Below are 14,065 nucleotides of genomic sequence, written 5' to 3' on the forward strand. Positions count from 1 at the left end.
TGCACAGCCAAAAAACTAGACACTAAACACTAGACACCAACAACAGACAACCAGTAACTATCAACCAAACACAAAATCACACCTTAGCCAAAAAGAACCTAATCAATTCAGATTGTTCACCTTTTGGAAGGATAAAATGGAAATTTCTTTCGATACTGAAATTTTTAATGTCGATAATGGTTAAGGAATTGTATTTCAATTCATTTAAAACCGTACTGATCGATAAGAATGCCATGCAGTCGGAATGGAGCAGATAATTTTTAATACTTTCGCTACTTCCCAGATGCATGACGGTATTCAGTTCATCGATATGAATGCCCTTTTCTTTCAAGCGGTTCTGGATAAACTCCAGAGTTCCAGAACCTTGTTCCCTGAAAATCAGGTTTAGATTATATAGATCTTTTAAAACCAGATTTTTATGGGCTAGTGGATGGTCTGTTTTTGCGACCAGAACGATCTCATCAGGCTTAAAGATTTTATAATCAAAATAGGAAGACTGCGATTCACCTTCAATGATACCCAGATCGATCTTGCCCTGTTTCAACAGTTCTGAAATATCTTCCGTATTGTGGGTGAGGAGCTCAATCTTAATGTCTTTATAATACGTATTGAATTTTGCTAAAATCTCGGGAAGAATATATTGTGCAACGGTTGTACTGGCACCAATAATCAGTTTTCCTTTATGCTGTTGATTGATTTGTCCGATTTCGAACTCCATGTCCCGGTACAGATTGCGGATTTTTTCGGCATATCCGTACAAAGTTTTTCCGCTTTGAGTGAGCTGGATGGAAGTTCCTTTCCGGTCAAATAATTTGGTGTTCAGCTGATTTTCAATCTCTTTGATGTGTTTGGTTACAGCAGGTTGGGAAATATGCAGTTCTTCTGCAGCTTTTGTAAAGCTCAGTCTGGTAGCAGTGGTATGAAAAACTTTTAACCTGTAATCAAACATTCTATAAGTGTAAATAAATGAATTTAATAAAATTAAACAATTTCCAAAATCTGACATCTGACATCTTGATTCTTATCTTCTCATTCCCGTCACCGAATCTCAGACATACTTTTATCCTGATGATTTCCATATCTGCTGTTTTTGGGTTCACCAATTTTTTGCTTCGTATAAATGCTGTTGTGTCCGGAAAGGAGATAAGAAACGACGCAGGCAATGGCAATGTAGATCCCGGATTCCGCTCCAAACAGTTCAATTCCCATCAGGATGCAGGCTAATGGGGTATTGGTCGCTCCGGCAAATACAGCAACAAATCCCATACCGGCCAGTAAACCAAATGGGAGTGGGATAAAAAGAGCTAGACCGCTTCCAAGAGTAGCTCCTATGAAGAACAAAGGAGTAACTTCACCCCCTTTAAAACCTGCGGCAAGGGTAACGATCGTAAAGATCATTTTTAGGGCAAAATCATATAGGGGAAGCTGTTGTTCAAAAGATTCTATAATGACTGGGATTCCCAGTCCGATATATCTAGTTGTTCCCATTGCGAAAACTGCTGCCGCAACCAGAATACCTCCAACAACAGGACGCAGGGGAGGGTATGTAATTTTTGATTTAAAAACTGAACCTGCCCAATGAATACACCTACTGAATGCTGCTGCGCAGATTCCGAAGGCGATGCCCGCCAAAATACTGTATAAGATAGGCAGAAACTCAAGTTTCGGAACCAGATCAATATGATAGTGGGTGTGCTTTACCTGCCAAAGATCTGTTACCCAATCGGCGAGTATTGCAGAGGCAAAAGCCGGAAAAATAGCATTATAACGAATCCTTCCTATTAAAAAAACTTCAAGGCCAAAAATGGCACCTGCCAGCGGAGTTCCGAATACGGACCCAAAACCTGCAGCGATGGCAGCAATAAGGAGTATTTTCCTTTCTTCTTTGTTAAGTTTAAAAGGCTTGCTCAATTGATCTGCAATGGCAGCAGCCATTTGAAGTGCAGTCCCTTCACGGCCTGCAGAACCTCCAAAAAAATGTGTAGCTATTGTTCCCAGATAGACAAAAGGTGCCATCCTGAACGGAATAATTTCTTTAGGATCATGAATGCTGTCGATCAGAAGATTATTCCCGGCTTCAATATCTTTGCCCAGGCGGTAATATAAAAGTCCTATTAAAAATCCTGCAACCGGAAGAAAAGCAATAAGCCAGATATGGTTTTCCCTGAAATCAGTAGCCCATTGCAGCGATTGCAGAAAGCCTGCAGATACCGTTCCTACCAGTAAGCCGATGATGATACTGATGCACAGCCATTTTGCAATAGAGGGAAGTGCCGGAAATTTTCTAAAGAAAAACCGGGTGTACACTGATATTGTTTTACTTAAATTTCGTTGATGTTTAAACATAATAATTCCTGATCAGTTATTGTTAATAATCTGTTAATCAGGCGTCATCAGCTTTTGTAAAGCGGTTGGGGAAGGAAGAACACCATTTCCTTGATCTTACAAATATAATAATAACCAATAAAAAACTGTTCAGTTTATTTTATAAATGGTTTCATTTCATCTTCAATCTGTGTTCTGAGGTCCATAAGGCGTTTAGCATATTTTTCCTGCTGCTTTTCCTCTTCGGTTTCCGGAATCCATTTTGGGACCGGTAATTTTTTACCATTTTCATCTACCGCAACAAATACAATAATACAATGGGTTTTTTTATCGAAAACCGGCTGTTTCAGATTTCTTGAAAAAACATTAATGGCAATATGCATACTTGAAGAACCTGTATAAATAACCTGGGCTTCCACTTGTACAATTTCACCGATTTTTATAGGCTCGTAAAAACGGATGCCTCCTACATACACTGTTACAGAATAATTCCCACTCCACGTTGTAGCACAGGCATAGCCGGCCTGATCAATCCATTTCATAACACTTCCTCCATGTACATTTCCTCCATAATTGACATCCGAAGGCTCTGAAATAAATTGGAAGGTAATAGGTTTGTTCTGCATTTTTATAAAATTTGAATAAAGATATTTAATAATTTTTAAACTTCAGATAAATACGACTTTAGATGTATCAACTTTTAAAAGATTACATTTGTGTAATAATAGAAATTCAATAATAATAATGAAAAAAGTATTTCATCTTAATAGCTGCGATACCTGCAGAAAAATATTAGCAAAGTTTAGCCTTAAAGATTGGGAGCTTCGCGAGATCAAAAAAGATCCTATCACGGAAGAAGAATTAGAAGCAATGTACAAGCATACAGGATCTTATGAGGCATTATTCAGTAAAAAATCTACTCAGCTTAAACTGAGAGAAATCGATGTGAAAACTTTGACGGAAGAAGATTATAAAGAATTACTTCTTGATCATTATACATTTTTAAAGCGTCCGGTTTTCCTTACCGATACCCACGTTTTTGTTGGAAATGATAAAAAGAATATTTCCGAGCTGGAATCTTTTTTTGGAAAAAATTAATTCAACACCAGTTTTTATTTAATGATAGCACCAATAATAGAGTAATCTTTAGCTGAAAATAGTGTGTAATTATATACTGTTTTATAGATAAATGGCTAGGTTGGGATGAAATGTTATTAGGTGTCTCTTTACATAAAAATAAAAAATAAACCCGCTGAAATGCTCAGCGGGTTTTTGTATATGATCTTATATTCGATTATACAAAAGGAGTTTTTACCACTTTTGCAGGAATATTTTTATTTCTGATCTGAATAAAGATTTCAGAGCCTAATTTGAAGTGTGGTTTGTCTACATAAGCCAATCCCAAACCGATCTTTTTCATAGGAGACTGAGTTCCGGAAGTTACTTTTCCAATGACGTTGCCCTCTGCATCTACAACAGGGTAGTCATGTCTTGGAACCCCTTTATCCTGAAGCTCAAAACCAACCAGTTTTCTGGTAACACCTTCTTCTTTTTGTTTGGCGAAAATATCTTTGGAAACAAAATCTTTGTCAAATTTCGTAATCCAACCCAATCCGGCTTCAATAGGTGAAGTGGTATCATCGATATCCATTCCGTAAAGACAGAAACCTTTTTCAAGTCTTAGCGTATCTCTTGCTGCCAATCCACATGGAATAATTCCTTCAGGCTGACCAGCCTTAATGATTTCGTCCCAAAGCAATTCAGCATTGTCATTGTTAAAATAAATTTCAAAACCTCCGCTTCCGGTATATCCGGTGTTGGAAATAATAACATCATTTACTCCGGCAACAGACCCTATCGTGAAATGATAATAAGGAATTTCAGAAAGGTTGATGTCAGTCAGTTTTTGAAGGATTTCAGTAGCTTTTGGCCCTTGTACAGCCAGTAAAGACATGTCATCAGAAGCATTCGTAAGAACAGCATCGAATTTATTGAACTTTACGATGTGGTTCCAGTCTTTCTCAATATTAGAAGCGTTTACCACTACGAAATATTTTCCGTCTTCAATTTTATAAACGATAAGATCATCTACAATACCGCCATTTTCATTGGGAAGACAAGTGTACTGAGCTTTTCCGTTTTCTAAAGCATCAACGTTATTCGTTGTAACGATCTGCAGCAAATCTTTAGCTTCCGGACCTTCAACAAAAAACTGTCCCATGTGGGAAACATCAAATAATCCTGCTTTTTCTCTTACTGCAAAATGCTCTTCCGTTACTCCGGAATATTGCACAGGCATTTCATAACCTGCGAAAGGTACGATCTTAGCTCCTAAAGAGACGTGTTTGTCGTACAAGGCCGTTTTCTTCATATTAATTTTTATTTCTTTATTTTAAAACTATTGAAAGTTTCGTTGAAAAGGTTCATGTAGTTCCCGTTCCAGTATTTCTGTCCGCAGTTGATGGAAACCAGATAAAGATCTTTGTCTTTCTGGAAAGCCCTGGTGATCCAGAAAAGTTTTTCTTTTTCATCAAAATACTCGTAAAAATATTCTGTATATCCTTTTTTACCTTTATTTTCTTTTACCTTTTGTTCCTCTTCCTTAGACTGATAAAGAGCAAGAATGAATTTTTTCATTTCTGCCTTTGGAAGGTCTAAATCGTGATATTCCGAAATGGTAATTGCCCCGATTTCGCTAGTAGGAAAAATGTTGATAATATCACTGTCGTTGGTAGACTTCCATCCTTCGGGAATGTTGATGGAATAATTGGAGCTGTCAAAACTCTGTGCTTTTTGGGCAAAGGCAAAGCTTCCCAATGCAAAAGCTAGTACTAATGCTGTTTTTTTCATCACTTAAAAATGGTGCTTATATTCTTCAAGAATGATCTTAAACCACTCTGTGAAATTTTCAGGGGAATTCATTATTTCTGTATCCAGATCGGCCATGGAAATATAGCGTACTTCTTTCACTTCATCCTTGTTTAACTGAAACTCATCTTCATGATTTCCAATAAAAACATAGTCGAGTTCATGCTCCCAAAGGCCTTTGCCGACGTCTGCTTTATAAATGAAATTGAATTTTTCCGAAAGATCAGCCTCAATTCCCAATTCTTCCTTTAATCTGCGGTTAGCGCCTTCCAGATACGTTTCACCTTCTCTGGGATGTGAGCATACTGCATTGGTCCACTGGTTGGGAGAGTGGTATTTTCCCGAAGCTCTTTTTTGCAGCAGCATTTCGCCTTTGCTGTTGAATAGAAATACAGAAAATGCACGGTGCAGCAAACCATTGATGTGAGCCTGCTGTTTTTCCATCAGACCCAAAACTTCATCTTCAGGAGTTACTAAAACTACGAATTCTTCCATTTCTACAAATGTAAGTTTAATAAATGTATTTTGGAAATTTTTGGGAAAACATCATATCCGAAAGCGATATTGAGCGTAATCAGAGGCCCTGATTGTGGTGTTTTTCAGCAGGTAATACTGTTAAATATAATCTATTACTCCTGCTTTTTTGCCTTTCTTAGTAAAGATGCAATGAGTCCGAAATGTTTTTTCAGAGATTTATTTAAATGGCTTCCATCGGTAAAACCTAAACTCCAGGCAATTTCCTGAAGAGGAGTCTGGGTATATTGTATTCTGTTGACAGCAATCTGAAGTTTTGTTTTTTGAATGTATTCTTTCAAGGATTCGTGGCTGTTTCTTTTAAAATATTCGCTGAAATATTTGTTGGAAATATTGAAACGCTCGGAAAGATAAGCGACAGATAGTTTATTTTCATCAATAATATTCTGATTAATGTGTTGAATAATCTCCGAAAATTTACTGTCATTTTTTTGAGACACTTCCGGATTCAACTTTGAGCTGATGATGGTCAGCAGAGAAGACAAACTATTGGCTGTAACTATTTCTGAGTATTCTGAGGGTTGTGCTTTCTCGTTCCAAATGATTTCAAAAAGTTTCTTAACCAGATTTTTATCTTTTTCATTCACAATAGGCAGCCCAGTGCTGAAATCATAAAAACCAATAATATAATTAAGCCTGCTGTACCATTGCAGATAATCTATGGATGTATTGCTAAGATTTTTAAAATAATGCTCTGTGAACCGGATGAACAGAAATGTCGTTGGCTCTGTAATTTCATAAGCATGACATTTGGAATAGGGAAGAAGAAAAAAATCGTCTTTTTGGTAATTCCTGGTTTTATACTCTATACTTTGAATTCCTTTTCCTTTAAGAATGAATACCAGTTCAAAGAAACTGTTTGTACGGAATCTGTCCTGCCACTCTGTAAGTTCAGCGATTTCTATTTCAATAAGTTCCTGTATGTGATTCATTCCTGTGAAGTCTGGATTTGCAAAAATAAATCTTTTATTTTTACTCAATGATCAGTTTATTATACTCTTTTAAAAATGGCTGTACTGCTAACTTTGTCAAAAAAAGTATGGATTATAAAGAGATTTCAAAAAGAACAGTGGGGCACTTGTATCAGGCACATACAAGTATCAGAAATTCCGGAATGGATAACGCGCTTATCGCCCTTGCCGAATTAAGAATATCACAGTTAAATGGATGTTCATATTGCTGCAGCTTTCATTCCAATGAATTGCGGGAAATGGGACTTGAACAATCTTTAATAGATAAAATTCCCGGATATAAACATTCTGTTTCATTCAGTACCAAACAGGTACTGGTATTAAGATGGGCTGATACAGTAACTAATCTGACAGAAGAAACAGAATATATTCTTAAAGATTTGCAGCAAGAGTTTTCAGAAAAAGAAGTCGTAGAATTAACTGCCAGTATCTCCCTAATGAATGCTTTGAACCGGTTGCGGATAAGTTTGGGTGATAAATTTTAGTCTTTACATAATTTTATATTGAAAATTGAGGATAAAAAAAGAAAAATTTTAACCATAATTGCAGAAACAGCAAGGTAAATGTTTAATTTATCCATTAAATGCATGTTTATGATGTTAAAAATCAATATAAACTAAGTTTAATGATTTCTTTACATGTAAAAACCTTAACTTTGCAATTCAATTTTTTATGGATGGAATTAGAATATAATGAGCATATAAGTCCAATTCTTAAGGACGGGGTAAAAAACTATTTAATTGATATTGACGGAACCATTACAGATGATGTTCCCAATGAAGAACCAGAAAGAATGGTTACCTGTGAACCTTATCCGGATGCTTTGGAAACCGTGAACAAATGGTATGACGAGGGACACCAGATCTGCTTTTTCACTTCAAGAACAGAAAATCTAAAACAAATTACAATAGACTGGCTGGATAAGCATGGTTTTAAATACCACAGCGTACTGTGCGGAAAACCAAGAGGCGGAAACTACCACTGGATCGACAATCACCTTGTGAGAGCTACAAGATACAAAGGGAAATTTACGGATTTGGTAGAAAAGCAGGTTACTATCGAAGTTTTTAAAGAAGATTAAAACAGATAATGGAGAGATTTAAGGAATAAGAAATCACAAGGATTTTTTTACTCTTTAAATCTCTTTAATTTTTAAATATAAATTGTATTTATGAAAATTTTAGCAAACGATGGCTTGGATCAATCTGGGATTGATGCATTAACTGAGAAAGGATTTGAAGTGATTACTGCAAAAGTTCCGCAGGAGTTTTTGGTAGATTACATTAATGAACACAAGATCCGTACATTACTGGTACGAAGTGCTACACAGGTAAGAAAAGATATTATTGATGGTTGTCCTTCGATTGAAATTATCGGAAGAGGAGGAGTAGGAATGGATAATATCGATGTAGATTATGCAAGAGAAAAAGGACTTCATGTGATCAATACACCATCAGCTTCTTCAGAATCGGTTGCTGAACTTGTTTTTGCACATCTGTTTTCAGGAGCAAGATTCTTACAGGATTCCAACAGGAAAATGCCAGTAGTAGGAGATACAGATTTTTCAGGTCTTAAAAAAGCATATGCTGCAGGGATTGAATTAAGAGGGAAAACTATCGGTATTGTAGGGATGGGAAGAATCGGACAGGAGGTTGCAAGAATTGCTTTAGGACTTGGCATGAGAGTAATCGCTGCTGATAATAATATAGGAAGAGCCAGTATTAAAGTAAAATTCTATAACAATCAGTTCATCAATGTAGATATTGAAACTGAGCCTTTACAGGATGTTTTAAAGCATTCAGATTTTATTACCCTTCACGTTCCGGCTCAAAAAGACGGATATATGATTGGTAAAAATGAATTTGATATCATGAAAGACGGTGTTGCTGTCGTAAACTGTTCAAGAGGCGGAGTGATTGATGAAAAGGCATTAATAGAAGCTCTTGATTCCGGAAAGGTAAGATTCGCAGGATTGGATGTATTCATTAACGAGCCAACACCTTCTAAAGATATTCTTATGCATTCTAAAATTTCTTTGACCCCTCATACAGGAGCGTCAACGATGGAAGCTCAGGACAGAATTGGTCTTTCTTTGGCAGAACAGATCTCCAGCATTTTACAGATCCATTAATTTGAATCGGATAGAAATAAAAAACACCTCAATTGAGGTGTTTTTATGTTATATAGTGTTCTTGCTTTTCAGTAAATCTCTGATTTCTATTAATAATTTTTGATCTTCTGTAGGTCCTGCCGGAGCCGGATCTTCTTTTTTGGAAATTTTATTAGCACCCTTTATAATCCAGAAAAGAACCATGGCGATACATAAAAAGTTGATGATTGCAGAAAGAAAATTCCCATACATCACTCCATTCCAGGAAAGTTTAGAAATGTTTTCTGCACCAGCAGCTTTTAATGCCGGATTTAACAATAATGGTGTAATAACATCTTCTACCAGTGAAGAAACGATTTTTCCAAAAGCTGCACCAATGATCACACCGACAGCTAAATCAAGAACATTGCCTTTAAAAGCAAAACTTTTAAACTCAGTAACAAATCCCATAATTTATATTTTTTTAATTAGTATATACACAAAAATATAATTAAAAAATGTAAAAAACGTGAAATTTGAAGGTTTTTTTATTCGATACAGAATGAATTAATGGATAATTAATCCTGGTTTTTATGAGAATGATGAATTTTAATTTAAGCTGTTTTGAAGGATAATGGAACAGGAATGTTTTTCATATGCAACGGGTTATGAGTGGTTATATTAGGAAAATCTTTTGTAATTTGCCTGAAACTTACGATCAATCATGAAAATTTTCACTGCAGAACAGATCCGGCGTTGCGATCAATATACTATTTCCCACGAACCTGTCTCTTCCGTACAATTGATGGAAAGAGCCTCACTGGCATGTGCAGACTGGATCTCCGAAAATTGTAAAAATCACAGAAAATGTGCCGTTTTCTGCGGAAGCGGAAACAATGGCGGAGATGGATTTGCAGTAGCAAGAATGCTTTATCTGAAAGGGTTTGATGTTGATGTATTTATGCAGGATCCTAAAATGAAGCTTTCAGATAATGCTGCGGTTAACTTTAAAAGACTAAAAGACGTCTCCGGAATTTCAATCAGGGAATTTAAAGAAATTGATCAGTATCATTTTGACAGCAAAACACTGATTATTGATGCCCTTTTTGGAACAGGACTGTCCAGACCGTTGGAAGGAATTTATAAAAGACTGGTGAATCAGATCAATTTAAAAGAGAATGTTAAGATTTCTATTGATCTTCCTTCAGGGCTGTTTGCAGACAGTTTTTCTGATGCGGGAGCTACGGTTGTAAGATCTGATTATACATTGAGCTTTCAATCCTGGAAGAAAAGCTTCCTTCACCCTGAAACAGGGCCTGATGCAGGAAAAGTTATTATTTTGGATATTGGTTTGAGCAGGGAATATATTTCAGCGACAGAAACGAATGATTTTGTGATTGATGATGAAGTGGTTAAGCATATTTTTAAACCAAGAAAAGATTTTTCCCACAAAGGAACGTATGGTAAAGTGGTGATTAGTGGCGGAAGCTATGGGAAAATAGGTGCGGCAGTACTGGCTACAAGATCAGCTTTGAAAACCGGTGCCGGCCTGATTTTCACTTTGGCTCCGAGATGCGGATATGATATCCTTCAGGTTTCATGCCCGGAAGCGATGTTTATTGAAGGGGGAAATCAGTATATTGACCATTTTGATATGGAAAAAGATGCTGTTTTCGGAATTGGTCCCGGTCTGGGAACCCACCCTGAAACAGAAAAAGCATTTTTATCATTTCTGAAAAATTATTATGAACCTTTGATTTTAGATGCTGATGCTTTAAATATAATTTCAAAAGCTAAAGGAAATTTGAAAATGATCCCTGAAAAATCCATTATAACTCCACATCCTAAGGAATTTGAGAGGTTATTTGGAAGTACCGAAGATTCTTTCGAAAGACTTGTATTAGCTCGGAAAAAAGCAAAAGAACTGGATATTTATATTGTATTAAAAGACCATCACACCCAGGTGGTTACTCCCGAAGGAAACGTTTTCTATAATATAAAAGGAAATGCAGGCCTTGCAAAAGGAGGAAGTGGAGATATTCTTACAGGAGTGCTGACCTCTCTGCGGGGACAGGGATACTCTAAAGAAGATGCCTGTATTCTTGGAGTCTGGCTTCATGGAAGGGCAGCCGATCTTGCTGCTGAAAAACATGCGCAGGAGGCGATGCTTCCTACCGATGTAATCAATGAATTTGGACATGTTTTTGAAGAACTTCATAAAATGACGGCGATAAAACTCTAATATATAAAGGAAAGAAAAAAGGCAAATTTGCATATCGCAAATTTGCCTTTTTTTATAGATCGTCTTCAATGAAGATGTATACTAGTCTGGTTTTTCGTTTTCAGCCTGAGTGATCTTAAATTTATTTGACATAAACATAATGATAACTCCTGCAATCATAAACGGAATAGAAAGCACCTGTCCGGTATTCAATCCTCCGATTTGAATGAACTCATCACCCTGAGGCATTTTTAAGAATTCTACAAAGAATCTGATGGCCCAAAGAATGATAAAGAACAATCCGAAAAGCCAGCCCTGTTGATATTTTTTACTTGTTTTTGTGTAAAGAATCCATAACAAAACAAACAGACAGATATACCCGAATGCTTCGAATAGCTGAGTAGGATAGCGGGGAACCGTAGCGCCGTATTCACTGCTCTGCTGCGGAAAAAGTATAGCAAACGGAGAAGTTGGATCAATCGGTTTTCCTATGATTTCAGAGTTGAAGAAATTTCCCAATCTTACAAAAGTACCGCCCAACGCCACAACAATTCCTACTCTGTCCAGTACCCATAAAGGATTTTTTCTGATGATCTTAAACGAATAGTATAATGTAGTAATGATAACGGCTATAGTGGCTCCGTGGCTTGCCAGACCGGAAAATCCCGTGAATTTTAAACCGTTTTTGGTGCTGATCGGTAAAAATACGCTCCAGAAATCTTCTTTAAATAATTCAGGCTGATAGAAAATAACATGTCCTAATCTCGCCCCAAGGATTGTTCCGATTAAAGTCCAGGTAAAAAGAGGTTCCAGATATTTTTGGTTAACATTGTCTATTTTAAAGATTTTACTCATGATAACATAACCGAGACCAAAAGCAAGAACAAACATTAAACTGTAGAAATGTAAAGTAATTGGACCAAGCTGGATACCTTTGGAAGGATCCCAGATGGAGAAAGGAGTTTCAAGTGTTACATGATCATTGGCTGTAATCTGCTTGTTGGATTTTACAGCATACTTAAAGTTCCTGATATTATCTTCCGTAATCTGGTTGCCGATCGGTTTGAAATTTTTATCTAACAGCTGATATCTTGAAGCTTTATATTTGGCAAGAGTTCCTGCAGTAAAGCTGTAAAAAGAGGGTTCAAAACTTGATTCATTCAAAATAACCAAAACATTATTTTCGGTAGTTTTGTCGGGAAAAGCATTAAGATCACCTGCTTCAGTAGTAGAATAAATTTTTACGGGAAGAGCGGTTTCATTTACTTTTAGAGTTCCGTCAGATAAGCCTCCGGGATATTCCTGTGCAAAAAAACACTGAGTGATGCATACAAATACGACGAGGTAAATTCTGAAAAAAATATGACTCATTTCTATTTATTTAATAGTTGGTTTACTGATTTAATTTCTTTGGAGGTACGGGATCATAACCGCTTCCACCCCAGGGATGGCATTTTGAAATTCTTCTGATTCCCAGCCAGAATCCTTTAAATATCCCGTGAACCTGCAGCGCTTTCACCATGTAATGCGAACAGGTAGGTTCATAACGGCAATTTTTAGGAAGTAACGGCGAGATGAACCATTGGTAAAATTTTATTAAAATTACCAGCGGAAAAGTAATGATTTTATTGAATGTAAGTTTCAAAACATTGCAAAAATAGGGTAAAAAAATGAAAATTAGTTTAAATTTGTTAGAAGTTTCAGGCGGTCAGACTTTGAAACATTCATTCAAAAATTTAAAATTATCTTGAATCAAAATATCCCACTAGCTGAAAAATTAAGACCGAAAACTTTGGAAGAAGTTCTCGGGCAGGAACATCTTACCGGAGAAAAAGGCACGATAAGAAAAATGATAGAGAACAATACGCTGAATTCATTGATTTTCTGGGGACCTCCGGGAACCGGGAAGACAACGCTTGCAGAAATTGTTTCTGAAAAATCGGGAAGGAATTTTTATAAGCTTTCAGCGGTTTCTTCAGGAGTAAAGGATGTACGCGATATTATTGAAGATGCCAAAAATCAAAATCTGTTTTCGGGAAAATCACCGATTTTATTTATTGATGAAATCCACCGCTTCAACAAATCCCAGCAGGATTCCCTTCTTCATGCTGTTGAAAAAGGATGGATTGTCCTGATTGGAGCAACTACAGAAAATCCGAGTTTTGAAGTGGTTTCCGCTTTACTTTCAAGAAGTCAGGTGTATGTGCTGAAAGCGTTGAGTTATGAGAAACTCGAGGAGCTGATAGATACAGCCTCCGAAAGGTATAATAAAGATGAAGGTACTGATTTTAAAATCCTTGAAAAAGAGGCTTTTATACAATATTCCGGAGGAGATGCCAGAAAATTGATCAATTCTGTAGAGCTGGTGCTTAATCAGTATAAAAACTCAGATACAAATGAAATCATCAATGCTGATGTGCTTTCAGTTCTTCAGGAGACGATGGCATTGTATGATAAAAATGGTGAGCAGCACTATGATATTATTTCAGCGTTCATCAAGTCAATGCGTGGCGGTGATCCTGATGGTGCGGTATACTGGTTGGCCAGGATGATTGCCGGTGGCGAGGATATTAAATTCATTGCAAGACGAATGCTTATTTTAGCTGCTGAAGATATCGGGTTGGCTAATCCTAATGCTTTAGTAATCGCCAATAACTGTTTTCAGGCGGTGAATGTCATCGGAAATCCCGAGTCGAGAATTATTTTAAGTGAAACGGCAGTCTATCTTGCGGTTTCTCCTAAAAGTAATTCCGCCTATATGGCCATCAATGATGCGTTAGCACTCGTAAAACAAACCGGAAATCTTCCGGTTCCTCTGCATCTCAGAAATGCACCTACGAAGCTGATGAAGGATCTGGACTACGGAAAGGAATATAAATATGCTCATTCTTATGAAGGAAACTTTGTAGAGCAGGACTTTCTGCCTCAGGAAATCAGGGACGTGAAAATATACGAACCTGGAAATAATGCTACTGAAAAGAAAATCTACGAAGAGCTCAAGAAAAAATGGACTCACAAATACTAATACAATAAAGGATACCCGAAAGAGTATCCTTT

The 14,065-nt window shown here is 36.7% G+C and carries 16 protein-coding genes and 1 riboswitch; of the genes, 6 read left to right on the forward strand and 10 right to left on the reverse strand.

Annotation, left to right across the window (positions count from 1 at the left end; all coding sequences use genetic code 11):
* Window positions 1–76: 76 nt before the first annotated feature.
* The 3 genes from SB679_RS08265 to SB679_RS08275 all read right to left on the reverse strand — a co-directional run bounded on the left by SB679_RS08265 (window position 77) and on the right by SB679_RS08275 (window position 2,951).
* Entirely contained in the window at window positions 77–949 is an 873-nt protein-coding gene (locus SB679_RS08265) for a LysR substrate-binding domain-containing protein (RefSeq protein WP_410701785.1), read from the reverse strand.
* Between the two features lie 89 nt (window positions 950–1,038).
* Complete coding sequence (locus SB679_RS08270; RefSeq protein ID WP_410701786.1) at window positions 1,039–2,346, reverse strand: voltage-gated chloride channel family protein; 1,308 nt, start codon at window positions 2,344–2,346, stop codon at window positions 1,039–1,041.
* A 31-nt stretch (window positions 2,347–2,377) separates the two neighbouring features.
* Window positions 2,378–2,445, reverse strand: a riboswitch (Fluoride riboswitch).
* 35 nt (window positions 2,446–2,480) lie between these two features.
* Complete coding sequence (locus SB679_RS08275) at window positions 2,481–2,951, reverse strand: acyl-CoA thioesterase (RefSeq protein ID WP_034709606.1); 471 nt, start codon at window positions 2,949–2,951, stop codon at window positions 2,481–2,483.
* A gap of 118 nt (window positions 2,952–3,069) precedes the next feature.
* Between SB679_RS08275 and SB679_RS08280 the strand changes: the two genes are divergently transcribed.
* Window positions 3,070–3,423 carry an arsenate reductase family protein gene (locus SB679_RS08280; protein WP_084681362.1) on the forward strand — a complete coding sequence of 118 codons (354 nt, stop codon included), beginning with the start codon at window positions 3,070–3,072 and terminating at the stop codon, window positions 3,421–3,423.
* A gap of 196 nt (window positions 3,424–3,619) precedes the next feature.
* Here SB679_RS08280 and gcvT read toward each other — a convergent pair whose 3' ends face one another.
* From gcvT to SB679_RS08300, 4 genes are all read right to left on the reverse strand, one after another.
* A complete protein-coding gene (gene gcvT / locus SB679_RS08285) occupies window positions 3,620–4,696 on the reverse strand; it encodes a glycine cleavage system aminomethyltransferase GcvT (RefSeq protein ID WP_410701787.1) in 1,077 nt (358 codons plus the stop codon).
* Between the two features lie 8 nt (window positions 4,697–4,704).
* Window positions 4,705–5,175: a hypothetical protein gene (locus tag SB679_RS08290; protein ID WP_410701788.1), complete on the reverse strand. Its 471-nt coding sequence runs from the start codon at window positions 5,173–5,175 to the stop codon at window positions 4,705–4,707.
* 3 nt (window positions 5,176–5,178) lie between these two features.
* The gene (gene idi, locus SB679_RS08295; protein ID WP_410701789.1) at window positions 5,179–5,688 is read right to left on the reverse strand and encodes an isopentenyl-diphosphate Delta-isomerase; all 510 of its coding nucleotides are present in this window, start codon (window positions 5,686–5,688) and stop codon (window positions 5,179–5,181) included.
* Window positions 5,689–5,822: 134 nt separating this feature from the next.
* Window positions 5,823–6,659, reverse strand: coding sequence for an AraC family transcriptional regulator (locus SB679_RS08300; protein WP_410701790.1), 837 nt, complete (start codon window positions 6,657–6,659; stop codon window positions 5,823–5,825).
* Between the two features lie 107 nt (window positions 6,660–6,766).
* On the opposite strand from SB679_RS08300, the gene SB679_RS08305 reads away from it, so the two are divergent.
* From SB679_RS08305 to SB679_RS08315, 3 genes are all read left to right on the forward strand, one after another.
* Entirely contained in the window at window positions 6,767–7,183 is a 417-nt protein-coding gene (locus tag SB679_RS08305) for a carboxymuconolactone decarboxylase family protein (RefSeq protein WP_410701791.1), read from the forward strand.
* Window positions 7,184–7,374: 191 nt separating this feature from the next.
* Window positions 7,375–7,779, forward strand: a complete 405-nt coding sequence (locus SB679_RS08310; RefSeq protein WP_034709612.1) for a phosphoheptose isomerase — start codon at window positions 7,375–7,377, stop codon at window positions 7,777–7,779.
* 90 nt (window positions 7,780–7,869) lie between these two features.
* Complete coding sequence (locus SB679_RS08315) at window positions 7,870–8,829, forward strand: D-2-hydroxyacid dehydrogenase (protein ID WP_410701792.1); 960 nt, start codon at window positions 7,870–7,872, stop codon at window positions 8,827–8,829.
* 48 nt (window positions 8,830–8,877) lie between these two features.
* On the opposite strand, the gene mscL is transcribed toward SB679_RS08315, so the two are convergent.
* A complete protein-coding gene (mscL, locus tag SB679_RS08320; protein ID WP_410701793.1) occupies window positions 8,878–9,258 on the reverse strand; it encodes a large conductance mechanosensitive channel protein MscL in 381 nt (126 codons plus the stop codon).
* Between the two features lie 253 nt (window positions 9,259–9,511).
* Here mscL and SB679_RS08325 point away from each other — a divergent pair, with 253 nt between their 5' ends.
* The gene (locus SB679_RS08325; RefSeq protein ID WP_410701794.1) at window positions 9,512–11,029 is read left to right on the forward strand and encodes an NAD(P)H-hydrate dehydratase; all 1,518 of its coding nucleotides are present in this window, start codon (window positions 9,512–9,514) and stop codon (window positions 11,027–11,029) included.
* Window positions 11,030–11,110: 81 nt separating this feature from the next.
* Here the strand turns inward: SB679_RS08325 and lgt are convergent, their stop codons facing one another.
* Window positions 11,111–11,959, reverse strand: a complete 849-nt coding sequence (lgt, locus tag SB679_RS08330; RefSeq protein WP_410702095.1) for a prolipoprotein diacylglyceryl transferase — start codon at window positions 11,957–11,959, stop codon at window positions 11,111–11,113.
* 442 nt (window positions 11,960–12,401) lie between these two features.
* Complete coding sequence (yidD, locus tag SB679_RS08335) at window positions 12,402–12,653, reverse strand: membrane protein insertion efficiency factor YidD (protein ID WP_034709616.1); 252 nt, start codon at window positions 12,651–12,653, stop codon at window positions 12,402–12,404.
* 102 nt (window positions 12,654–12,755) lie between these two features.
* On the opposite strand from yidD, the gene SB679_RS08340 reads away from it, so the two are divergent.
* Entirely contained in the window at window positions 12,756–14,033 is a 1,278-nt protein-coding gene (locus SB679_RS08340) for a replication-associated recombination protein A (protein ID WP_410701795.1), read from the forward strand.
* The last annotated feature ends 32 nt before the right edge of the window (window positions 14,034–14,065 follow it).

This window comes from Chryseobacterium sp. SIMBA_029, assembly GCF_046535275.1.
GTDB lineage: Bacteria > Bacteroidota > Bacteroidia > Flavobacteriales > Weeksellaceae > Chryseobacterium.